The 22,194-nt window shown below is 71.9% G+C and carries 23 protein-coding genes; 6 read left to right on the top strand and 17 right to left on the bottom strand.

The window, feature by feature from the left end:
• Nucleotides 1–192: 192 nt before the first annotated feature.
• Entirely contained in the window at nucleotides 193–498 is a 306-nt protein-coding gene (locus Psi01_RS09155; RefSeq protein WP_204063517.1) for a DUF2470 domain-containing protein, read from the bottom strand.
• 117 nt (nucleotides 499–615) lie between these two features.
• Nucleotides 616–1,125, bottom strand: a complete 510-nt coding sequence (locus tag Psi01_RS09150; protein ID WP_204063516.1) for a heme-binding beta-barrel domain-containing protein — start codon at nucleotides 1,123–1,125, stop codon at nucleotides 616–618.
• Nucleotides 1,126–1,203: 78 nt separating this feature from the next.
• Between Psi01_RS09150 and Psi01_RS09145 the strand changes: the two genes are divergently transcribed.
• The gene (locus Psi01_RS09145; RefSeq protein WP_204063515.1) at nucleotides 1,204–1,566 is read left to right on the top strand and encodes a DsrE family protein; all 363 of its coding nucleotides are present in this window, start codon (nucleotides 1,204–1,206) and stop codon (nucleotides 1,564–1,566) included.
• 160 nt (nucleotides 1,567–1,726) lie between these two features.
• On the opposite strand, the gene Psi01_RS09140 is transcribed toward Psi01_RS09145, so the two are convergent.
• The 4 genes from Psi01_RS09140 to Psi01_RS09125 all read right to left on the bottom strand — a co-directional run bounded on the left by Psi01_RS09140 (nucleotide 1,727) and on the right by Psi01_RS09125 (nucleotide 8,934).
• Nucleotides 1,727–2,446: a type 1 glutamine amidotransferase gene (locus Psi01_RS09140; RefSeq protein ID WP_204063514.1), complete on the bottom strand. Its 720-nt coding sequence runs from the start codon at nucleotides 2,444–2,446 to the stop codon at nucleotides 1,727–1,729.
• Nucleotides 2,436–3,728, bottom strand: a complete 1,293-nt coding sequence (locus Psi01_RS09135; protein WP_204063513.1) for a MurT ligase domain-containing protein — start codon at nucleotides 3,726–3,728, stop codon at nucleotides 2,436–2,438. The genes Psi01_RS09140 and Psi01_RS09135 overlap by 11 nt, the downstream gene beginning before the upstream one ends.
• A gap of 101 nt (nucleotides 3,729–3,829) precedes the next feature.
• Nucleotides 3,830–6,802, bottom strand: a complete 2,973-nt coding sequence (locus Psi01_RS09130; protein ID WP_204063512.1) for an ATP-binding protein — start codon at nucleotides 6,800–6,802, stop codon at nucleotides 3,830–3,832.
• 179 nt (nucleotides 6,803–6,981) lie between these two features.
• Nucleotides 6,982–8,934, bottom strand: coding sequence for a DUF2892 domain-containing protein (locus Psi01_RS09125; RefSeq protein ID WP_204063511.1), 1,953 nt, complete (start codon nucleotides 8,932–8,934; stop codon nucleotides 6,982–6,984).
• A 166-nt stretch (nucleotides 8,935–9,100) separates the two neighbouring features.
• Between Psi01_RS09125 and Psi01_RS09120 the strand changes: the two genes are divergently transcribed.
• The 3 genes from Psi01_RS09120 (at nucleotide 9,101) to Psi01_RS09110 (ending at nucleotide 12,124) form a co-directional block, all read left to right on the top strand.
• Entirely contained in the window at nucleotides 9,101–9,757 is a 657-nt protein-coding gene (locus Psi01_RS09120; RefSeq protein WP_204063510.1) for a hypothetical protein, read from the top strand.
• A gap of 37 nt (nucleotides 9,758–9,794) precedes the next feature.
• The gene (locus tag Psi01_RS09115; RefSeq protein ID WP_204063509.1) at nucleotides 9,795–10,454 is read left to right on the top strand and encodes a DUF4352 domain-containing protein; all 660 of its coding nucleotides are present in this window, start codon (nucleotides 9,795–9,797) and stop codon (nucleotides 10,452–10,454) included.
• A gap of 734 nt (nucleotides 10,455–11,188) precedes the next feature.
• Nucleotides 11,189–12,124 carry a hypothetical protein gene (locus tag Psi01_RS09110; protein WP_204063508.1) on the top strand — a complete coding sequence of 312 codons (936 nt, stop codon included), beginning with the start codon at nucleotides 11,189–11,191 and terminating at the stop codon, nucleotides 12,122–12,124.
• Between the two features lie 30 nt (nucleotides 12,125–12,154).
• Here the strand turns inward: Psi01_RS09110 and Psi01_RS09105 are convergent, their stop codons facing one another.
• The 10 genes from Psi01_RS09105 to Psi01_RS09065 all read right to left on the bottom strand — a co-directional run bounded on the left by Psi01_RS09105 (nucleotide 12,155) and on the right by Psi01_RS09065 (nucleotide 18,403).
• Nucleotides 12,155–13,474: a hypothetical protein gene (locus Psi01_RS09105; RefSeq protein ID WP_204063507.1), complete on the bottom strand. Its 1,320-nt coding sequence runs from the start codon at nucleotides 13,472–13,474 to the stop codon at nucleotides 12,155–12,157.
• Between the two features lie 145 nt (nucleotides 13,475–13,619).
• Nucleotides 13,620–13,925: a DUF1416 domain-containing protein gene (locus Psi01_RS09100; protein ID WP_204063506.1), complete on the bottom strand. Its 306-nt coding sequence runs from the start codon at nucleotides 13,923–13,925 to the stop codon at nucleotides 13,620–13,622.
• Nucleotides 13,925–14,764 (bottom strand): sulfurtransferase, encoded by an 840-nt coding sequence (locus tag Psi01_RS09095; protein WP_204063505.1) that lies wholly within the window; start codon nucleotides 14,762–14,764, stop codon nucleotides 13,925–13,927. The genes Psi01_RS09100 and Psi01_RS09095 overlap by 1 nt, the downstream gene beginning before the upstream one ends.
• A 15-nt stretch (nucleotides 14,765–14,779) precedes the next feature.
• Nucleotides 14,780–15,178 (bottom strand): DUF4395 domain-containing protein, encoded by a 399-nt coding sequence (locus tag Psi01_RS09090; RefSeq protein ID WP_204063504.1) that lies wholly within the window; start codon nucleotides 15,176–15,178, stop codon nucleotides 14,780–14,782.
• 63 nt (nucleotides 15,179–15,241) lie between these two features.
• Nucleotides 15,242–15,325, bottom strand: coding sequence for a putative leader peptide (locus Psi01_RS44540; RefSeq protein ID WP_373872478.1), 84 nt, complete (start codon nucleotides 15,323–15,325; stop codon nucleotides 15,242–15,244).
• Nucleotides 15,326–15,416: 91 nt separating this feature from the next.
• Complete coding sequence (locus Psi01_RS09085) at nucleotides 15,417–15,833, bottom strand: TlpA family protein disulfide reductase (protein WP_373872477.1); 417 nt, start codon at nucleotides 15,831–15,833, stop codon at nucleotides 15,417–15,419.
• Between the two features lie 87 nt (nucleotides 15,834–15,920).
• Complete coding sequence (locus tag Psi01_RS09080; protein ID WP_239127359.1) at nucleotides 15,921–16,724, bottom strand: anti-sigma factor family protein; 804 nt, start codon at nucleotides 16,722–16,724, stop codon at nucleotides 15,921–15,923.
• Nucleotides 16,721–17,233: a sigma-70 family RNA polymerase sigma factor gene (locus Psi01_RS09075; protein WP_203877301.1), complete on the bottom strand. Its 513-nt coding sequence runs from the start codon at nucleotides 17,231–17,233 to the stop codon at nucleotides 16,721–16,723. The genes Psi01_RS09080 and Psi01_RS09075 overlap by 4 nt, the downstream gene beginning before the upstream one ends.
• Before the next feature lie 71 nt (nucleotides 17,234–17,304).
• Nucleotides 17,305–17,985: an LmeA family phospholipid-binding protein gene (locus Psi01_RS09070; RefSeq protein ID WP_204063502.1), complete on the bottom strand. Its 681-nt coding sequence runs from the start codon at nucleotides 17,983–17,985 to the stop codon at nucleotides 17,305–17,307.
• A gap of 166 nt (nucleotides 17,986–18,151) precedes the next feature.
• Entirely contained in the window at nucleotides 18,152–18,403 is a 252-nt protein-coding gene (locus Psi01_RS09065; protein ID WP_204063501.1) for a MoaD/ThiS family protein, read from the bottom strand.
• 274 nt (nucleotides 18,404–18,677) lie between these two features.
• Between Psi01_RS09065 and Psi01_RS09060 the strand changes: the two genes are divergently transcribed.
• Complete coding sequence (locus tag Psi01_RS09060) at nucleotides 18,678–19,391, top strand: response regulator transcription factor (protein WP_203877304.1); 714 nt, start codon at nucleotides 18,678–18,680, stop codon at nucleotides 19,389–19,391.
• Between the two features lie 151 nt (nucleotides 19,392–19,542).
• Here the strand turns inward: Psi01_RS09060 and Psi01_RS09055 are convergent, their stop codons facing one another.
• Complete coding sequence (locus tag Psi01_RS09055) at nucleotides 19,543–21,342, bottom strand: bifunctional metallophosphatase/5'-nucleotidase (RefSeq protein ID WP_239127357.1); 1,800 nt, start codon at nucleotides 21,340–21,342, stop codon at nucleotides 19,543–19,545.
• Nucleotides 21,343–21,471: 129 nt separating this feature from the next.
• Here Psi01_RS09055 and mshD point away from each other — a divergent pair.
• Nucleotides 21,472–22,194 (top strand): mycothiol synthase (gene mshD / locus Psi01_RS09050; RefSeq protein ID WP_204063499.1); only part of this gene is annotated, 723 nt, incomplete at its 3' end.

The raw sequence follows: 22,194 nt of genomic DNA, 5'->3' as shown, positions 1-22,194 counted from the left end.
GCGGCGTTCGGCGAATCCACGACAATCACCGGAACCCCGGGCTGCCGGAGGGCGGGAATCCCCCGCCTTTGGTCCATCCGGCCCTTCCGCCCCGAGCGGGAGGAGACAGCCCGGGGTTCTTCTTTTCCCAGAACCGCTACGGGCTTCCCCGTACCTCTGCGGCTTCTCCCGCGGGCCTCTACGGCTTCGGCCTTAATGCTCGCCGCGGGCCGGGACGCCGAGCGCGGCGCAGGCCTCCCGGTACAGACGCACCACTTCCCTGCGGACCTGGGCGCGCTCGGTCAGGGTGGCGCCCCACGGCACGCGGACCGCGACGTCCCGCCCGTCCACCGTCGCGACGAACTCGATCGCCTCGGCGTCCACATCCGACGTCCTCGCCGCGACGGCCTCGGGCTGCCCGCCGAGGGCCTTGACGATCAGCAGCGCGTCGTCGGCGTGGTCGTCGTTCATGTGCCGCTTGATGGCCTCGACGACGTCAGGGGTGAAAGGGATGCTCATGCCCGGCATCGTAGCCGCGAACGGCCGCCCGGCACGGCCCGCCGTACGACGCGCGGCCCAGGCGATGTCAGGGGCGCCCAGGCGCTGCCGGGAACGCTCAGGTGATGCCGGGGACGCTCAGGTGATGCCGGGGACGAAGTCGCCCACCCGCTTGAGCTCGGCCGAGATGTGGGACTGGAGGGGCTGTCCCATCGCGGCCATGTCGTAGGCCCACATCAGGTTGCCGTTGACCAGGCCGTACAGGCGGTGCCCGCCGGAGTACTCCTTGGCGGTGGCGGTGCGGGCGACCACGTCGGTGTGCAGCTCGATCTTGTGGAAGACCACCTCGCCGACGTAGATCTCCACGATGCCCGTCGGGTGGGACAGGCACACCTCCAGCTGGCGCTCGGGCAGCTGACGCCAGAAGCCGGTCTCGGTGCCCAGCGGGCGGACCCGGTTGCCCGCCTCGTCCAGCAGCCAGGTGCGGCTGGTGTAGGTCAGGAACGGCTTGCCGTTGTGTCCGAAGACGATCTCCTGACCGAAGTTGAAGCTCTCGATCGTCGGGTATCCGCCCACCCCGGCGCCCTCCCACCGGCCCACGAGGAAGGCGATCGGCTCAAGGTCGGGATGCAGCTCAGGAACGTCCATGAACCCAAAGGGTATCCAAGGCGCCGGGCCCCGCCGCCCGGCTCGCGCCGGTGACGCGGACCCGAATAGTCTTCAGTCATGGCACGATCATTGGTGATCAAGGTGACCGCCGGGGCGGACGCCCCGGAGCGCTGCAACCAGGCGTTCACGGTCGCGGCGGCGGCACTGGCGAGCGGGGTCCCCGTCTCCCTCTGGCTGACCGGTGAGTCGTCGTGGTTCGCCCTGCCCGGCCGGGCCAAGGAGTTCAGCCTGCCGCACGCCGCCCAGCTGGGCGACCTGCTCGACGCGGTGCTGGCGGGCGGGCGGGTGACCCTGTGCACGCAGTGCGCGGCCCGCCGGGAGATCACGGTGGACGACGTGATCGAGGGCGTCCGCATCGCCGGAGCGCCGACGTTCGTCGAGGAGATCCTCGGCGAGGGCGTCCAGGCGCTCGTCTACTGAGCGCTCGTCTGCTGACGTCTCCCACCCGGGACCTGACGTCTCCCGCCGGGGACTGAAACCTCCTGCCCGGAAGCTGAAGCCTCCCGCCCGGAAACGGGCCCGCCCGCCGGTGACCGCCCGGCGGGCGCCGGCCCGCAGGCCGACGCCCGCAGGCGCCGTCCTACGGGCGGGGCACGACCGCGGCCAGCCGCTCCTCACGCAGCCGGGTGAACCAGGTGTCGTCGATCGGCGGGAGCTGCGTGCCCGTCGCCCACGTCAGCAGCAGGTCGGCCAGGCCGGGGTTGCGGGCCAGGGCCGGGCCGTGCAGGTAGGTCCCGACGACCTTCCCGGCGTAGCACCCCTCCGTGCCGTCGCCGTTGCCGGTGCCCACGACCGTGCGCGACAGCGGGCGCACTCCGGGGCCCAGCCGGGTGACGCCCATGTGGTTCTCGAAGCCGGTCAGGGTCGGCACGCCCAGCGCCGGGTCCACCTCGGCGACCAGCTCGCCGACGGCGCGGCCGGCGCCGCGTCCGCTGGCGATGTCGAGCAGCCCGATGCCGTCCACCGGCTGCCCCTCCTCACCGCCGAAGGTGCTGCCCATGATCTGGTAGCCCGCGCAGACCGCCAGCACCGCGGCGCCCCGGGCGACGGCCCGCTGCAGGCCGCCGTCGCGGCGCAGCCGTTCGGAGGCCAGGATCTGCGGCCGGTCCTCACCGCCGCCGATCAGGTAGATGTCGCCGTTCTCGGGCACCGGGTCGGCCGAGCGGACGTGCACGGTCTCCACCGGGATGCCCCTGCGCTCGGCGCGCTGCTCCAGCACCAGGACGTTGCCCTGGTCGCCGTAGGTGCTCAGCAGGTCGGGATAAATCCAGACAAGGCGCAGGACGCTGTCAGACGGCACGACCGAACTCCGATCGGATCTGCTGGAAGGCGGTGTAGTTGGCGATCACGTCGATCTTGCCGGGCGGCTGGATCGAGAACGCCTGGCCGAAGGAGTCGGCCAGCTGGAACGGCACGGAGGCCACCTCCAGCCGGAGCGCGAGGTCCAGCCGGCGCTCACCGGTCACATAGACCGGCCGGCCGCGCAGCACCCGGTAGTCGACGTCCCACAGCCAGGAGGTGTCGCGCCCGTCGGGACCCTGGGCGTTCACCGAGAGGATCACCGGCAGGGAGGGGTCGAGCACGTCGAAGGCCTCCAGCCAGCCCGCCGGGTTCTTGGCCAGCAGCAGGCGGGCGTAGCGGCCCTCGCGCTCCACGGTGGTGTAGCGCCCGGCGACCGACCTGACCTCGCGCAGCCGGGGCAGCGCCCGCTCGGCCGGCACGCCGAACACCTCGGCGGTGGCCAGGGCGATCACCGCGTTGGCCCGGTTGGCCCGGCCGGGCAGCTGGATGTCGAGCGTCCAGCGCCGTCCCTGCGGGTCGATCGCGGCATCGCCGTCGAGGATCCAGGACGGCTGGGGCCGCCGGAAGGAGCACTCGCGGCAGGCCCACTCGTTCTCGTCCTGGCTGCTCTGGCCGACGACTCCGGAGACGTGCCCGCCGGGCGGGACGTAGTCCAGTCCCTTGCGGTCGAGCGGGCCGCCGCACTCGGGGCAGCACCAGGAGTCCTCCTTCCAGGGCTGCCCGGCGGAGACCCAGGTCACCCGGGCGGCGGTCGAGGCGCCCCAGGTCACCAGCGGGTCGTCCGCGTTGGCGATCACGTGGAGGTTCCGGCCCGCGAGCGCGCGCCGCCACTTCTGGGCCAGCAGCCAGATCTCGGCGGCACGGTCCATCTGGTCGCGGCTGAGGTTCATCAGGACGACCACCCCCGCGCCGGTGGTCTCGATGACCTCGGGGAGGTACTTCTCGTCGACCTCCAGCACGCCGTACGGGGCGTCCTTGGCCGAGGAGAGCGCGGACACGTGACCGGCAGGCATGTTGGCGCCGAAGGCGTTGGTGGCGACGTCGCCGAGCTCCTGCAGCGCGGAGGTGATCAGCCGGGTCGTGGTGGTCTTGCCGTTGGTCGCGCTCACCAGCGCGAGCCTGCGGTTCTGCGCGAGCTGGCGGAGCAGGTCGGGCTCCAGGGCCAGGCCGACCCGGCCGCCGATCACCGACCCGTCACCGCGTCCGGTGGCCCGGGAGAGCGTCGCGGCCGTCCGGCCGAGCGCACTGGCGAGCTGCGCCCGCAGCGGTAGCTGACTCATGCGCCGATCCTAGCCGGGCCGGTACGGCGGACGCCTACACCCACGCATTCGTGACATAACAGATTCAGCCCGTCACCCTGCGGATCCGGAGCCGGGAGCCCTCACTCGGTGAAGGCCAGCTCCGCGCTCTCCTGCGACTCGGTGTCGAACGGCAGGACGAAGCGGTTCGGCCAGGACAGCACGCCCTCCAGCCACCCCGCCCCCATCGTCTGGGCCACGTGCCGCAGCCGCTCGGACGGGTCGACCCCGATCGTGACCATGAGGATGTCCCTTTCCACTTCCGAATGATCGTCGTCGCCCAGCAGGACCCGCCAGGCCAGGGCCCGGTTGAGCTCCACCTCCATGGACAGGGGGTGGTGCCGCAGTGCCCTGGCGCGGTGGCCGAGCAGCTCGGCGCCGCTCGCCGGACGGCTGAACAGCTCGTACTCCATGGCCGGCGCGGGAGCGTGCGGGTCGGGCGCCGGGTGCCCGTAGGGGAACAGCCGCTCCACCTCGTGCAGCCACTGCACCTGCGGGATCACCCACGCGGTCCCCGGCCGCTCGCCGGGCGTGCGCTCGGGCCCCAGCAGCCGGGTGGCGGCCGCGGCGACCCGCTCGGTCAGCTCGGCCGGGTCGGCGACGGTACGCAGCGACCAGGCCCGCCGGGCGACGGCGCGCTCCACGGCGGTGGCCAGCAGGCACTCGCGCCGCCGCGCGGGAAGCTCCGCCCACAGCTCCGACACCACCCGGGGGGCGCCCGGCAGCGGCCGGTCGACGCAGAACGCCAGCACCAGCGCGTCGGTCCAGATGCGCAGCCACGCCCACTCGGGGGCCTCGGCCAGCAGGTCGGCCTCGCGCAGCTCGACCAGCGTGCACGCCCGCCCGGTCCGGCACTCCTGGCCGCACGCCGTCGAGCGGCGCCCGCAGATGGGCGGGGTCTGCCCGGGGACCGCGCGCTCGCGGTCCTCTCCCAGCGGCACCTGGACGCGGACCGGCCGGTCCATCCCGTCGGCGAAGACCGCCGCCGTCCCCGGCCGCAACGAGACGACCTGCCGGGACTGCTCCTCGCTGAGGTTCATCGCGGCGCCGACCAGCCGGCGGTCGTCCTCGGCGGGCAGCCGGTGCACGACCTTCAGCGCGGTGTTCTTCACCACGTCGGGGACCAGCTTGGTGGGGATCTGCTCGGCCACCACGATGCCCTCGCCGTACGCGCGGATCTCGGCCAGCATCCCGGCCAGCAGCTCGACGGCGTGCGTGCTGGCCCGGCCCGCGCCCCGGTCGCGCAGCAGCCGGTGCGCCTCCTCGATCACGATCACGTGCCGGAGCCCGGACGTCTTGGCGGTCCTGGCCCGCATCCGGAGGTGCTCCACGATCCGGATGATCAGCGTGCCCATCAGGAACGCCTTGTCCTCGTCGTTGGCCACGTCCTCGATGGCCAGGACCACGTTGCGCTGGAGCAGGTCGCCGATGTCGGCGGGGTGGCCGCCCTCGAAGAACCGCCCGGCCGAGCCGATCCGGAGCGAGCGCAGCCGCAGCGAGATGAAGCCCTCGACGTCCGCCTGGACCTCCCGGCCGTAGCCGATCTCCCTGATCACGTCCATCGCGTGCCGCTGGAGCTGCTCCAGGGTCGGTACGGCGGGCCGTACCGCCGCCCCCGGGGCCGCGCCGCCGGTGACGACGTCCCAGCCGTTGGCCTCGTACACCCGCTGCAGGGCCAGCGACATGATCTGCGGGAACGGCTCCTCGGCGTCGAAGGCCGCCATGAACAGCGCCCGGACCATGTCGATGTGGGCCTGGACCGGATAGCCGGGCTCGGGGGCCAGCGGGTTGACGCTGAAGGGCACGTTGTCGGGGTCCGAGGGGTTGATCACGGTCACCGGGGCGAGGTGCTCGACGCGGCCGCCCATCGCGGCGTACTCGGACTTGGCCGGTTCGATGGCCAGCCACGGGATGCCCGCGACGGTGAGCTGTTCCAGCAGGTGGCGGACCGTCTGCGACTTGCCGGACCCGGTCGAGCCGGTGACGAACGCGTGCCGGTTCAGGGTCGCCAGGGGGACCGCGAACGACCCGACCGCGCGGTCCTGGCCGTCCATGATCGCCCCGAGGTCGAGGACCGGCTCGCCGGGCGTCCCGCCGGCCTCGCTGGTCACGTCGAAGAAGCCCGCGTCGAGCACCCGCACGCCGGGCACCTCCCGGCGCGGCAGCCCGGCCAGTGCGGCCAGCGCCCCGGCGGTGGCCGCGAAGGGCGTGGCGGCGCCGTCGGCCGGATCCTGCATGGCCGCCGAGAGCGCCTCCCCGAGGGGGAGCATCGGGCCGGACAGCGCGCTGCGCAGGCGGTAGGGGTGGTGGCTCATCTCCACCGAGCCGACCAGCACCGGGGCGATCTGCCGCAGTTCCTCGGGCCCGGCGGCCCCGGCCAGCACCCGCACGTTCCACAGCCCGGCCTCGCGGAAGGCGTCGAGCTCCTGCATGCGCCGCTCGGCCCGCTCGACGTCGTAGCGGGACCGCTCGGAGGCGTCGCCGTACTGCCGCAGCACGTTGAGCTGGGTCCGCAGGTGTGAGACCTCGGCGTCCAGCAGGTCGGTCGGCTCGGCCACCACCAGCCAGGCGAACGGCCGGGACATCAGTGTGACGAGGGTGGACTCGAACAGGGTCGGCCGCCGCACCTCGTCGGGGTCCGGCTCGCGCCGGCCGTCCAGCGGCGGCGCCTGCCGTCCGGGGCAGCTCGCCCAGACCAGGTCGGAGAGGTCACGTAGCCACTCGTCGCCGATCTCCACGCCCCGGGCCCCGCCGGGGAACAGCAGCGGCTCGGGGCCGCCCGGCGCCGGCTCGGACTCGAAGTCGGCGGCCCGGCGCGGGGGGCGCGGCGGGGTCAGCGGCCCGGCGTTGGTGATCAGTTCCAGTGGCGCGCCGGATCCCCGGGAGAGCCATCCGATCACGAAGGGACGGTCGCGCTGGGCCGCCGAGAGCGCGGCCGGCAGGACGGTGACGAAGTCCCACTCGGCCGATGAGCTGCGTGACGGCGCCGTGATCGCCTGAATGCGGTACCAGGGACCGGTCAGGCCGTACGGAAGACGGGACACGATCTGCTGCATTGGGTTCTCCACCCTGGGGAACCGGCTCCGGGCCGGAGGGTTGACGCTTCACCGATCCGCCCACCCGGACCGGGTGAGACTTCGTGACACGACTACCGTCGAACTTCTTCCATGGACCGCACCTCCGCATTGACCATGCCATTACCCCATCCGGACGATTCGTTGGCGTGTGCGCCCGGTCACTGGCGCCTGCGCCAGTCGAGCCGGGGCGGCGGGGGGCCCAGATTGGGCGGGGCCGCCTCGAAAGGGGTGGGTTCGCGTGGCTGCTCCTCCGCCTCCGGCTCCCGGATGATCTCCAGCGTCGCCTCCCGGATCTCGTCGAACTCCCCCAGCGTGGTCTTGGGGAAGGTCAGGATCGCCGGGTTGGCGTCGGCGAGCCGTACCCGGCGGCCGTCGGCGGTGGCGTCGGTGACGATCACCGAGGTGGTGGGGAGCTGCTGGAGCTGGTGCGGCTCGACGAGGAACTCCCGGGAACGGTGCAGGACCCGCTCGGTCTCCCCCATGGCCTTGCTCGCCCGGCGGCCCCATTCGGTGGACTCGGTGATGTCCTCTCTCAGGTCGGCGTGGCCGACGTCGCGCTCCTCGTCGTCGCCCGCCCGGCCGATCGTGGAGGTGTAACCGCCGTCGAGGCCGGCGCCCGCGGCGCTGACCGTCTCGGTGAGCTGGGCGAGCTCCAGCCGGTGCTCGGTGCCGACGTGCTCGCTGGCCACCCGGGCGTCCTCGGCGTTGCCCAGCCGCATGAACGTCACCGCCGCGTGCCCCCGGCCCAGCCGCTCCCGCACGGTCGGGGTGAGGGAGCGGTAGGTCAGCACCAGCCCGGTCCTGGAGGTCTCGCAGGCGTCCATCAGCCGGTCGAGCACGTCGCCGCGGAGCTTGTCCGCCCCCGCGACGATGATCGTGTGGTACCACGGCCGCTCCGAGGTGGGCGACTGGCGCAGGATGTGGGTGAGGGCGGTGGCCACGTAGGTGCCCAGGACGCGGTTGCCGAAGACCCCCGCCTGGCGGTCCATGGACACCACCCGCAGGCGCGCGGGCGGGAGCCGTACGGCCTCCGAGCCGAGCGTCTCCAGCTTGCGCAGCTGCGACTCCAGCGCCCAGGCGCGCTCGATCACCACCCGGTCGCTGACCCCGCGGCCGAACAGCGTGCCGATCCGCTCCAGCTGGGTCGCGGTGATCAGCCCGTAGCGCAGGTCGTCCCGGGGGTCGCCCACCTGGGCCAGGGCCCGCAGCGCGGCGGTCACCTGGTTGATCGTGGCGTTCTCGCCCAGGACCTCCAGGACCCGCTCCAGGATCGCGTTGTCGAAGGACAGGTCGCGGGTCGTGCGGTGCTCCTCGCTGACGCTCACCACGTGGGCGAGCACGTCGGCGAAGGCCTCGGGCGCCAGGGTCGCCCCGAGGTCGAGCCTGGGCAGGTCCACCGGGAGCACCCAGACCAGCGGCTCGTCGCCGCCCCGGCGGGCCAGCTCGATCAGGTCCTTGGCGACCGCGCCCTCGGACAGGTCGAGCACGGTCAGGTGGCCGCCGCTGTAGAGGCGGGTCGCGCCCAGCAGGGTGATGAGCGCCGACCACCCGGGCAGCGTGCCGCCGGCCACGTCGATGCGGTCGATCTCGTCGGGCACGGCCACGGCGTACCAGGTGATCTGGCGGTCGTACCGCTCCTTGCGCTCTGCCCACTCGCGATAGCGGGCGGCGTGCTCCTCCTGGGCCCGGTGGTGCTCCCTGTCACGTTCCTTCCGCAGCCGCTCCCCGGCCGCCCTGCGCTCCTCGATCCGGTGGCGGACCGCCCGGTCCCCCTGGAGGATCGCGTAGGTGCAGAAACCGGCGATGCCGAGCGCGACGACCAGCCCGACCGAGGCGAACGCCCAGCTCATCCACCCCGTGACGGCGATGCCGAGGATGATCAGGCCCAGCAGGACCATGAACCCGCGCACGACCTTGACCGGGCGGTTCAGCAGGTCCTCGTTGAGCCGCTCGCGGCGCATCCACTCGGGGTCGATCTCGGGGATCGGGTCCTCGGCGGGGGACGGACGTCTGGGGGCGGGGCCCGGATCAGGGTGCAGCAGGGCATATTGCCAGCCCAGGTAGATCCGGTCCGCCTGGAGCTGCGCATGCTCGGGATGCACGTCCGTCACGGAACCTCCGCCATAGGGCTCTCGTCCGCCTCCGTGACAGCGTAAAAGCTGCACCACCTATTAGGGCAGCGTTCCCGGCAATCCACTGTATTTTCCCCGGGCTCACCATGACTTATGGGATGGATGGGTCAGATGATATTGAGATCAGCCATTAACATGCATTCTCATGACGTCTCCCCCCGGCGGCGGTACCAGACGGCGGCGCGCGGTCGCGGTGCCCCTCACCGCTCTGGTGATCGCCACCGTCCTGGGGATCACCGCCGCCTTCGGCGGCTTCGCGGAGGCGGCCAAGAGGCCTCCGTCGCGGCTGGGTCCGGGAGCCGTCGTCGACCAGAAGCTGTTCACCACCAAGTTCGTGACGGCGCGGACCGTTTTCCAGCCCGACGTGTACGGCGGCGACGGCAAGAACTTCGTGGAGATCGAGCTCGAGGTCACCAACAAGGGCGACAAGACCGAGAGCGTGGGGACTCCCGGCTACGGCGGCAAACAGGGCCTGCTGTACGGCAGGTCCATCCTGAAGGTGACCCCGGAGATCAAGAGCGAGCTCGGGCCGATCGCGATGATCCCCGACGAGGGCGTGGTCAGCCGTCAGCTGCATCCGGGCATGACCTCCACCGTCGTGATCAGATACGAGCTGGCCGAGGGCCAGGAGGCGCCGCCGAGCCTCCAGCTCGACGTCGGCACGTTCGACCCCGACTGGGAGAGTTTCACCGGCGCCGAATTCGGCCTGACCCTGGAAACGGACGGCGACGGCGAGAAGGCGCCGCCGAAGGTCGAGGCGCAGGTCGTCCTGCCGGTCCAGCGCGGGGGCACGGGCGGATGAGCACCGTGACCCCCGCCAGGCGGAAGGGAGCGCGCCGGTGAGCACCATAACCCCCGCCAGGCCCGAGACGGCCGCCCGGCGTCGCGGGTCCGGCTCCTCCCCGAGCCGGTTGCGCCGGGTGGGTGCCGCGCTCGCCGGGCTCGCCCTGGCCGCCGCCGCGGTGGCCCTGCAGTCGGCGGCCGAGAAGCGCGAGGACCGCGGCGCCCCGCTGACGTGGACCGGCGGGGTGGGCGAGGAGGTCGCCTCCTCGCGGTTCACCGTGAAGGTGAAGGCGGTGCACGGCGCCAAGAGCATCGAGATCGCGCAGCTGTCCGGAGAGCCGGAGAAGGCCACCACCTCGGGGATCTTCGTGGTCGTCGAGCTGGCGGCGACCTCCCCGCGCGACCCGCAGAGGTTCGGCCCTCCCGTGCTGCTGAGCGGGGACGGCAAGCGCTACACGGCCACCGAGAAGGTGAAGCCCTCATTGACCATCACCGAGCCCTACATCCAGCCGGGCTGGTGGGTCGACGGCGTGGCGGTCTTCGACGTCCCGGCCTCGGCCCTGGAGGGCGCCCGGATCGTGGTGGGCCTGCCGGTCGAGATCGTCGGCGAGGTCTACCCGCCGGAGGTGGAGATCGACCTGGGCCTGGACGAGGCGGCCGCGCGGCGTCTGGTCTCCGGTGCGAAGGACGTCTACCAGCTCGGGAGCAAGAAGTGACCGCGACGCCGCCTCCCGAGGGGGAGGGCCCCCGCGACTGGTTCGCTCCCCGCCAGGACCGGCCGGTGACGCCCGAGGAGCCTCCGGCGCCCGGCCTGTGGGACACGCCTCCGGCCCAGCCGCCGCTCCAGGAGCAGCCGCCCGCGCGTCACGGCGCCCGCCCGCCACAGCGGCACGCCGCCCCCCAGCACGCGGCTCCCCAGCACGCAGGTCCTCAGCACGCCGCCCCCCAGCACACGGCCTCCCAGCACACGGCCTCCCAGCACGCGGCTCCTCAGCACGCAGGTCCTCAGCACGCCGTGCCCCAGCACACGGCTCCCCAGCCCGCGCCCCCTCAGCACGCCGCCCCTCAGCACGCGGCTCCCCCGCCCGTGACCCCCCACGAGCGGGATTTCCGATACGCCGCCCCGCAGGAGTCCCGGCACGCCGTTCCCCAAGAGCCTCGGCACGCGGCCCCGGAGCAGGATGTACGGCACGCCGTTCCCCAGGAACCCCGGCACGCGGCCCCCCAGGAGGAGCCCTACCGGGGCGCGCCCTGGCCCGACACCGGCACCTGGCCGCTGCCGCCCGGGACTCCCGAGCCCGAAGCGCCCCACCGGGCCGCCGCCCCCGCCCCTCCGCAGGCACACCACCGGGCCGCGCCCCCTGCCGCCCCCGCCCCTCCGCAGGCACACCAGACCGGGGTCTTCGCACCCCCGCAGGGCCCTCACCCGACCGCGCCCCCCGCTCCCCCCGTGCCTGCGCAGACGGCCCACCCCGGAGCCTTCGCTCCCCCGCGGACTCCTCGCCCGGCCGCCCCGCCGTCCCCGCCGCCGCCTCCCGCGCCCGCTCAGCCGGAGAGTCTGCCGTGGCTCCGCCCGCGGCAGACCTTCCCCGACCAGCAGGTCTGGCCGCCGCCGCCCCGGCCCGCCGACGACGGGCCGGGCACCTCGACCCAGCCCTTCCCCTCGATCCCCTCGCCGTTGCCGCCCGGCTTCGCCGCCGGCACCGCCCCGGCGTTCCAGCCCGCCGGCACGGCCGCACCGCCGTCAGAGGACGGATCCGAGGCCGGGACTCCGGCGGAACCGGAGGAGGCCTCCCCGGCCGCCGCCCCCGCGCCGCGCCGCCGTACGGCACTGCGGATCGCCGGGACGGTCGTCGCCGTGGCGCTGGCCGCCGGGGTCCCCACCCTGGACGACTACCTCTTCTACCGGCTCCGTTATCCCGTCGAGCAGGTCCATGTCGTGGCCGCGGGCGCCACGGTGAAGCACAAGCACGTGGCATGGCAGGTCAAGGTCGAGCCCAAGGACAGCGTCGACGGCCAGGCCGCCAAGCCGGGCCGCAAGTGGCTGCAGATCACCGTGGTCAGGACCTCCCTGGACCAGCAGGGGGTGCTCCGCCGGGCGGATCCCACCATCAAGGTCGTGCATCCCGACGGCCGGAACTGGCAGGCGCTGGTCAGCGACCACAACCTCCCCCTAGAGGCCGGGGAGCACAAGATCGGTACCCCGTACCGGTACAACGTGGTCGCCGTGGTCCCCGCGGCCGTGGCCGGCGAGGTCGAGGTCCAGATCATCCCCTCCACGGCCGAGCTGCCGATCGAGGAAGTGGACGTCGCCGATCTGTTCAAGCCCGACCCGCAGCAGAAGGAGCAGGAGCCCCAGGACCAGGTGCTGCTGTTCAGGCGGTGAGTCCCCGGCCCGCCTCGCGGGTGCCGCCGTTCAGGAGCCGGACGCCTCGCCCTCCTCGTCCGGCTCCCCCGACTCGCGGCTGCGGGTGGACGCGATGTCGAACGTGGCCGCCAGCAGGCAGACCGTCAGCGTCGCCACGATCAGGTTCCGCACGAAGTCCACGGGGTGGCCGAACAGCAGCCAGAAGTGCGGGAAGTCGGTGCCGACCAACGTCCGGAACGCACGGTCGGCGTACTCCATCCCCACGTGGAGCGCGACATAGCACAGGCAGAACGTCCCGAACAGCGCCCACCCTCCCCGGGTGAGGAGCCGGAAGGCGTTGACGGGCGGCACCCAGCGCTCCCGGAGACCGGTCGTCGTCGTGGTCACGGTCACGGTCGAGCGGGTCAGGGAGTGCGTGCGGTCGTCCATGCGGTCGGCCACGCCCTCCAGGCGGGTCCCCCGCACGACCGCCCGCGTGTCCTCGGCGAAGGCGCCGTAGACGAGCGCGGCGACCGTCAGCCAGGTCAGCGGCTCGATCAGCGCGTCCACCACGAGGGGCCAGACCGTCGAGACGCCGTCCCAGAACGGCTTCCAGACCGGGATCGTCTTCTCGGCCGACTCGATCCAGCCCTCGAACGTGGCCACGACGGCCCGGTCCTTCAGCCACTCCGAGCGCGCCGAGGTGAGGGTGAAGATCGCGTTGATGCCGTAGAAGGCGAAGGCCAGCTCGAAGAAGGCGGCGAGCATGCCGCTCGCCCTGCCCTTGCCGTTGGTGTGCCACCAGGCGAACAGCGTCCTGAGCGCGTAGGCCGCCACCGCGATCGCCACCGAGATCCACACCTCCATCCCGGTGAGCAGCGTCCCGAAGTCGTCCCTGGCGGCCCCGGCCAGGATCCCGTGCTCGGCGATCTGCTTGATGTTGTCGAGCGCGACGAGTTCCCTGGCGTCCTCCACGTGGAAGCTCCAGGCGAGATAGATCGTGGCGAAGATCAGCGTGGCCCGGTTGAGCGCGCCGAACAGGCTCTCGTCCGCCTCCTCCCCGGTCCTGCGCACCCGGATCTCCCGGAGCGCGCCGCGTACGGAGTGCAGCATGCCGACCATGACCACGAGCTCGTTCAGCACGATCAGCGTGTACAGGAGCATCACGACGATGAGCCGCACCTGCCGGTAGTCGCCGTGGGCCACCTCCGTGGCCGCCCACATCAGCGCCCAGCGGATCGTACGGCCCGCCGAGAACCACAGGACCAGCGACAGGCCGCAGGAGGCGAAGATCCTCAGCGCGTGCGCCGGAAGCCCGTACGCCGAGAACGCCCGGGTGCGGGGCGGCGACGCCGGCGGAGGCGGCGAGGGGGGCGAGGGGGGCGACATAGTAGACGTTCCGGACACCCGATGAATCGTAGCGATCCCGTCCCCCGGTCACAGCTCAACGGAGGGTTCCCGCGGCGTCGAAAACGCGTGAACGCGAAAAGGACCGGCACCCTCCGGAGTGGCCGGTCCTTCTCAGCCGGACGGCTCAGAGAGCCGCGGACAGCTGGGTGACCTCGCCCAGATGGGCCTGGGCGGGGATGTCCTTGGTGACGCCGCCGCCCGCGATGATGCGGACGGTCCAGTCACCGGGGGCGGCGAAGAAGCGGAAGACGCCCTCGTCGGAGACGACGACCTCCCCGGTGAACTCACCGGCGTGGTCGAGCAGGCGGGCGTAGGCGGTGCCCGGGGCACCGGTCACGACGCCCTGGATCACGGCCTGGGTGGACAGGTCGACCCCGGCGGGCAGGGCGACGGTCTGCTCGGGCGCGGCGCACCCCTGGGGAACAGTCATCAGCGGGCCTCTCCCAGTTCGATCGGCACGCCCACGAGCGAGCCGTACTCGGTCCACGAACCGTCGTAGTTCTTGACGTTGGGCTGCTCGAGCAGCTCGTGCAGCACGAACCAGCTGTGCGCCGAGCGCTCGCCGATGCGGCAGTAGGCGATGGTGTCCTTGCCGAAGTCGACGCCCTCACCGGCGTAGAGCGACTGCAGCTCCTCGTTGGACTTGAAGGTGCCGTCGTCGTTGGCAGCCTTCGACCAGGGGATGTTGCGGGCGGTGGGCACGTGGCCGCCGCGCTGGGCCTGCTCCTGCGGGAGGTGGGCCGGGGCGAGCAGCTTGCCGGTGAACTCGTCGGGCGAGCGCACGTCGACCAGGTTGAGCTTGCCGATCGCGGCCACGACGTCGTCGCGGAAGGCGCGGATCGACAGGTCCTGGTCCTTGGCCACGTAGTCGGTGGCCGGGCGCTCCGGGACCTCGGTGACCAGCTGGCGGGAGTCGAGCTCCCACTTCTTGCGGCCGCCGTCGAGGAGCTTGACGTTCTCGTGGCCGTAGAGCTTGAAGTACCAGTAGGCGTAGGCGGCGAACCAGTTGTTGTTGCCGCCGTACAGGACCACGGTGTCGTCGTTGGCGATGCCCCGGGCGGACAGCAGGGCGGAGAAGCCCTCGCGGTCCACGAAGTCGCGGCGGACCGGGTCCTGGAGGTCCGTCCTCCAGTCGATCCTCACGGCGCCACGGATGTGGCCCTTGTCGTAGGCGCTGGTGTCCTCGTCGACCTCGACGAGCACGACGCCAGGGGTGTCGAGGTTGGCCTCGACCCAGTCGGCATCCACCAGGACGGCGGAGCGGCTCATGGGATTCCTCCGGGGTTATCTTGCGGCGGGCAGTAGACGGCGAATGATCAGGTACATCTCGCAGCCGAGGCAGAAGCCGAACGCGGCGTTGAGGAAGGCGGCGAACAGGGCCGCGGCGGTGGCCCCGAGGGCCAGTGGCGTGATCTGTGTTGCGTATCCGACCAGGCCCACCAGGGCGAAGGCGAGCCCGACCAGCTGCGCGAAGCGCGGCGGCCCGGCGTCCTCCAGTTCCCCGGGGGGACTCTTCACTATCCCTTTGAAGATCATCCCGTACGGCGAGGCACCGGCGGCGCCCAGCGCGAACACCACGGCCTGGGCCGCCAGCAGCCACGGGCTGTCCAGGATGAGGACGAGCGCGAGGACGACACTGGTGAGGATCGCGGCGAAGCGCAGAGCGCGGGGATCAACCTGCATCACTAGATGCTCCCGAAGGGTCGTGCAGATCGGTGCGGCACGGGGCCGCTTGAGATCGCCCTTTCAGGAAGCGCGACAGAGCGCGGTGGCCACGCGGCAGAAGTCAACCGCGCGCCGCTTCGTGAGCAGCTCTGTCGTGGGACGCATGCGGACGACATTACCCCGGCGTTCCGCTATCTGTCACATCCATGTCCAGTTCTTGAGACAGGCCCGTCCGGTGCACGATATGGTGCCCGGTTCACCCCTCGACGGCCGCGCCCAGGGCCGCGATCACGTCGGCCTTGCGCGGCTGTCCCGAGGCGCGCTTCACGACCCGCCCGGACCGGTCGAGGACGAGCACCGTCGGGGTGCGCAGGATGTTCAGGGAACGGACGAGTTCGAGCCGGGACTCGGCGTCGATCTCCACGTGCGCGACGCCGGGCACCATGTCCGTCACCTCGGTGAGGATCCGGCGGGTCGCCCGGCACGGCTGGCAGAAGGCGCTGGAGAACTGCACGAGCGTGGCGCGCTCGCCCAGCTCGGCGCCGAGGTCGCCCGCCGTCAGCCGTTCCACCGCACCCCTCGCCTCCCGCGGCACGCCGTCGCGCCGCCGCAGCACCACGCCCACGAGCACGGCCACGGCGAGCGTCGCGGCCGCCACCGCCGGCCCGATCATCCCGGTCATCGAGCAGCACAACACGGACGGTCGCCGGACCATTCCCATCCGGCGCGGAGGTCCCGGCGCCCCGCTTCGGGGCGGCGCTCAGCGGCCGGGGGTGGAGACGTCGACCAGCACCCGCCCCGCGTCGGTGACCACCTCGAACCTCTCGATGTTCCCCGGCGGGATCGTGGTGGTCCCGGCGAAGTCGCCCGACTCCTCGTAGGCGGCCTTGTCGACGGTCCAGTTCCCGGCGGTCTGCCGCTCCCCGCCGACCCCGATCACCTCCAGCCGGAACCGGGTGCCCGCGGCCACCCCCGAGAGCATGAGCCGCAGGTCGGTCGTCTTCTCGCCCGGCACCGCGGTCACCGTGGCGCGGACGGGGCCCTTGCTCCCCTTGCGCACCAGCTCCACGGGGCCGCTCAGCATCGCCTGGTTGTCGGAGGTGGCGCTCGCGCTGGGAGCCGCCTTCTGATCCGCCTGGGCCTCCGCGGCGGCGTCCTTCCCGGCGGGGGCGTCCCGGGCGGCCCCGTGACCGGCCTGCTCCGGCGCCGAGGCGGCCGACGGGACCTCCGTGTTCTGGCTCGCCGTCACCCAGATGGTCCCGCCGAGCCCGACCAGCACCACCGACGCGGCCAAGGAGAGAAGCACCCGGGTGAGCCTGCGCCGCCGTACCCGGGCGTTGAGCAGCCGGTCGAGCACCGCGTGCGGCGGGCTGGCCGCGTGGGCCACGTCCTCCTCCGACACCCGGTCCAGGAACCCGGCGACCCCGGTCAGCTCCTCCAGCTCGGCACGGCAGCCCGCGCAACCGTCGAGGTGCGCCTCGACCTCGGCGCGCTCCTGGGGGTCCAGCGCTCCGAGCACGTACACCCCGAGCGACATGCGGGCTTCGTCACAGGTCATCATCATGGCGCGAGCCCCCGCTCCTCCAGGGCCAGCTTGAGCGCCCGCAGCGCGTAGTACGTGCGCGACTTCACCGTTCCCGGAGGGACGCCGAGCGTCTCGGCGGCCTCCTTGACCGACTTGCCCTGGTAGTAGATCTCGGTGAGCACCTCGCGGTGCTCCGGTCGGAGTGCGGCCAGCGCCTCGGCCACCGACCAGGACTCCACGGCCCGTTCCAGCTCGTCGTCGGCGGGGACCACGGCCAGCGCCTCGTCCCCGGTCTCCTGGGGGCGCGACTTGCGCGCCCGGTGCTGGTCGAAGACGAGATTACGGGCCACGGTGAACAGCCACGCGCGGATGGAGCGCCCGCTGAGCGCGTCAGGATGCCGCCAGGCCCGCAGCAGCGTCTCCTGCACGACGTCCTCCGCTCTCCCCGAATCGCCCGTCAGCCGCAGGGCGTAGCCGTACAGCGGCCCGCCGTGCTCGTCGAAGAGAGCTCTGACGAGCTGCTCGTCGGCGGTTCCGGCGTGACTCACATCCTCACGACGTACGGCGGGGCGGATCGGTTCAGACACGGGGACACCAGAGCTCCGGGAAAGGGGGCGGCTCAGCCTCGCAGCGGGACGTCCGCCGCCTCCGCGGTGACCCGCAGCCCGTCGGCCACCGGCGTCACCTCGGTGACCTTGAGGTTGAACGGCAGCTTCCCGATCGGGATCTCGTAGGCGATGAACCGCTCGGGGTTGGGCACCGGGATGCCGCCGCCCAGCGTGACCTTCTCCGGGATGAACTTCACCCGCCCCTCGGCCATCTCGATCTTCAGATTGGCCTTCGCCGGCACCTTCTGGCCCAGGAAGGTGATCTCCCCGCTGACGGCCAGGCCCCCCTCGTCGGCCTGGATCCTGATGCCCTGGGGCGCCCGCCGGTTCAGCGTCTCCTCGGGGATCACGACCTCGCCCACCACCCGCTCGGCGCGGATGTCCACCTGCTCGGCGTTCGTTATCAGGTCGGAGAGCGGCGCCCGCACGCCGTACAGCGTGGCGTCCACGCCCGACACCTCGGCGCCGCCGAGGTTGATGCGGCCGACGTCGACCTTGACCTCCTGGTAACGGCCCTGGATCGCCTGGGTCAGGAACGGGATGCCGGTGATGGTCACCTCGGGCGGGACGTCCAGGTCGTAGCGCACGGTGGCGCGCGTGGCGATCTCCTTCTCGACCCCCGCGACCGCGACGCGGTCGAGAATCCCGACGAGAACGAGCAGCAGGATCAGAAAGACGATCAGCTTGCGCATCCGACTCCTCGTCGATCGTTTCCAGCCGTTCCCGCTCCGGGCCGGACCCGTCGACCGAGCCCGTGGATCAGGTCAGAGTGCCATCGCGGCACCTCCCCCGGCAATCTTGCCCGAAACGTTCGCGTGACTCCGCCGTGAAGCGCGGAAAAGACATCATCCGCCGGCGTCACCCACCGGCGAAAGGCGGCAGCACCTCCACCGTCGCCCCCTGCGGGAGCACGATCCCCTCGTGCGGCCTCATGCCCACCGGGTTGCCGTCCACGAGGAAGGAGGAGCGCCGCGCCACCCGGGCCAGTTCCTCCCGGCCGGATGTGACGTTCACCACCAACTCCGCCAGCGTCTCTGCCTCGAACGGCTCCTCGGCCACCCCGGCCGCGTCCTTCGCCGCCGCCCAATAGCGAATGGTTCCCGTCGCCATCTGCTGTTCAACTCCTCGGAAAACCGTGTTGTGCGGACTCGTTCACATTGAATTAACCGGATATCGGCTGTTCACCAGGTGGACGCTTACTGGACGTCCCATTCTCGTCGGATATCCTCACCTACGGGACCTGGGCGACGTAGCCCCCGGGTCCTTACGTGTTTTCTGTACGGCTACCGCCGGCATGACGCGGGTAAGGAGGCACCGTGACCCCATCGGACGCACGGGCCGCCGCGCGCGACGAACTGTGGGCGAGCCCGACGAAGGAGTGCCCTTGAGCAACCTCCTGCTTCTGACCAACGTCCTGGAACCCTCCTCGGAGGTGCTCCCGGCACTGGGGCTGCTGCTGCACTCGGTCCGCGTCGCCCCGGCCGAGGCGTCCGCGCTGATCGACGCGCCTCCCGCCGACGCGATCCTCGTCGACGCGCGCCGCGAACTCGTCCAGGCCAAGAGCCTGTGCCGGCTGTTGCGGACGACCGGAATCGACTGCCCCCTCCTGGTGATCGTCACCGAGGGCGGCCTGGCCGCGATGACCGCCGAGTGGGGCGCCGACGACGTCATCCTCGACAGCGCCGGCCCGGCCGAGGTCGAGGCGCGTCTCCGGCTGGCCGTGGGCCGGCTGAACCTGTCGGCCGCCGAGGAGGTGCCCGACGAGATCCGCAGCGGCGACCTGTCGATCGACGAGGCCACCTACACCGCCCGGCTCCGCGGCCGCGCGCTGGACCTGACGTTCAAGGAGTTCGAGCTCCTGAAGTATCTCGCGCAGCACCCCGGCCGGGTGTTCACCCGCGCCCAGCTGCTGCAGGAGGTCTGGGGATACGACTACTTCGGCGGCACCCGGACCGTGGACGTGCACGTCCGGCGGCTGCGCGCCAAGCTCGGCGCCGAGTACGAGTCGCTGATCGGAACGGTCCGCAACGTCGGCTACCGGTTCGTCCCCGAGCGCGGCAACGAGCACAGCGAGGACCGCGAGCCCGCCCGCCGCTGACCCGCCCCGCTGACCCGCCCGCCCGGGCGCTCACGACAGCCGGGCGCTCACGACAGCCGGGTGCTCGCAACGGAACGCCGAGAGGGCCCGCCGGAACGGATCCGGCGGGCCCTCCGTCATTCATGCGCGGTCGCGACCGCGGCCACCACCACTACGGCGTGACCGTGATGTGGTTGGGGACCGGCGGCGCGATCACCGGGTTGGCCGCGAAGTAGGCGGCGAACGCGTCGATGTCGAGCGGCCCGCTCCAGAGGTCGGTGCCCAGCTCGAAGGTGTCGAAGGCGTCACCGCCGCCGACCAGGAAGTTGTTGGCGGCGACCCGGATGGTCTGGGTGTCCGTCACGGCAACTCCGTCGATCTTCATGTCGGAGATCTTCGAGCCCCACGGCGCGCCGGCGCTGTAGGTGTAGGTGAAGTTCGACGACGGCTGCAGGATCTTGGTGAACGCCTGCTTGTTGGGTCCGCCGACGAACTGCTCCTCCAGCACGGTCTTCAGCTGCGCACCGGTGAGGGTGACGACCTGCATCAGGTTGTTGAAGGGCTGGACGCTGAAGGCCTCTCCATAGGTCACAACGCCGTCGCCCTCGCCCGCGGGCGAGCCCGCGTAGGTGAGGCTGGCCCGGACGCCGCCCGGGTTCATCAGCGCGATCTGGGCGTTGCCGCCCGTCTTGGTCGCGGCGAGCTGGGCGTCGGCGATCAGGTTGCCCAGCGGGGACTCGCCGGAGGCCACCGCGGTGTTGGTGATGTCCGCGGAGATCTTGCCGATCGGCTTGTTGGCGACCGTGGAGACGCGGTCCTTCCACGTCTGGACGAACGCGGAGATCTCCGGGTCCGGGGTGACGGTCCTGGTCACGACGTGGTTGTCGGCGACCACGGAGGAGCGCACGACGTCACGGGTGCGCGTGTCCACCTGAAAGTCGATCTGGCTGATGACCCGGCCGAACGAGCCGCCCTGGCTGTAGAGGCGCTGGTTGCCCTTGGGGTCGGTGACCGTGCACAGGTAGGCCTGGTGCGAGTGACCGCTGAGGATCATGTCGATCTCGGCGTCCACCTGGGTGGCGATGCGGTTGCCCGCGCCCGGCTGGGCGCTGCAGGCGTCGGGCGACTGGTTCGGGGTGACCTGGTCGCCCTCGTGCACCAGCACGACCTGCGCCTTGACGCCGACCATCTTGAGCAGCCTGGAGGCGACGTTGGCGGCCTTGACCTCGTCGATGAACTCCAGGTCCTTGATGCCCTCGGCGGTGACGATGTTCGGGGTGGTCTGGGTGACCAGGCCGATGAAGCCGATCGGGACGCCGTTCATCCAGCGGATGGAGACCGGGGGCAGCGCCGGGATGCCGTAGTCCTTCAGCAGCGCGCGCAGCGACGCCGAGTTCTGGCCGAGGGCGGCCAGCGCCTTCTTCTCGGCGGCGGTGTTGTTCCGCTTGAGCAGGACGTTGGCGCCGATGTAGTCGTACTTGGCGCCCTTCCACTCACCGGCGGGCGAGCAGCCGTCCACCGGGTGGCAGCCGCCGTACATGATGCGCTTGAGCTCGGCGTAGCCCTCGTCGAACTCGTGGTTGCCCACGGCCGAGGTGGTGACGCCGACCTTGCCGAGGAACTCCACCGCCGGCTCGTCGTGGAAGGCCGCCGAGATCAGCGGGGTGGCGCCGATCAGGTCACCCTGGGCGACCTTCAGCGTGTTCTTGTTCGAGAGCTGCTTGAGGTAGGTGGCGGCGTACGCGGCGCCGCCGGCCTCCACGGTGGCGCCGTTCTCGTCGACCATGCGGCCCGAGGATCCGGTCGGAGGCTCCAGGTGGCCGTGGAAGTCGTTGAGGGAGAGCAGGCGGACCGGAACCGTCCTGGCGGGCTTGTTGGTGTCGCCCGCCTCGGCCGGCCCCGTCGCGATCACGAGCCCGGCCGAGGCGAGAACGCCGGCCAGAGCCAACCGCTGGAAGGAACGAGACATCATGAACAATGACATTAGAGGGGCTATCTATGCATGGAATGTCTGCAAGGTAACGATTCGTCCTGCTCTGAGCTGGCGTCTTTTGCCAGTCCGGTGATCCTCAAGGGCCGGAACCCGCCTAGAGTCCAGGGCATGAACGTGCGTGTGGAACATCGGGGACGACTCGACGAACAAGAGGTGGCCGCCGTTCTCGCGGTGGTCGAGGCCGCCACGGAGACCGACGGGGTCCGCCCCCTCAACGAACACGTGATGCTCCATCTGCGGTACGGAGGCGACGAACGCGCGGGCGCGGTGCTCCTCTACGCGGATGACACCCTCGCGGGCTACGCGCACGTGGACCCCACGGACCCGGTCGAGGGGCCGAGCGGGGAGCTGGTGATCCATCCGGCCTTCCGGCGGCGGGGCTACGGGTACCGGCTGCTGCGGGCCGTACTGGAGCAGACCGGGGGCAGGCTGCGGCTGTGGGCGCACGGGGGGCACCCGGGGGCCGAGGCCCTGGCGGCCTCGCTGGGCCTGGTGAAGGTCAGGGCGCTGTGGCAGATGCGGCGCTCGCTGTCCGCCGACATCCCCGGGTTCGAACTGCCCGAGGGGGTACGGCTGCGCACCTTCGACCCCGGCACAGACGGGGAGGCCTGGGTGGCGCTGAACGCCCGCGCCTTCGCCAGTCATCCGGAGCAGGGCGCCTGGACGCTGGACGACCTGAAGCGGCGCGAGCAGGAGTCGTGGTTCGACCCGGCGGGCTTCTTCCTCGCGGTGCGCGGGGACGGCGCGGACGGCGGAAGCGGTGCGGACGGCGGAAGCGGTGCGGACGGCGGAAGCGGTGCGGACGGCGGAAGCGGTGCGGACGGCGGAAGC

Origin of the sequence: Paraplanobispora siamensis (assembly GCF_016863175.1) — a bacterium.
Classification (GTDB): Bacteria; Actinomycetota; Actinomycetes; order Streptosporangiales; family Streptosporangiaceae; genus Planobispora; species Planobispora siamensis.
The sequence above is the reverse complement of the archived record's forward strand: the minus strand, read 5'-3'. Positions and strand labels throughout refer to the sequence as shown.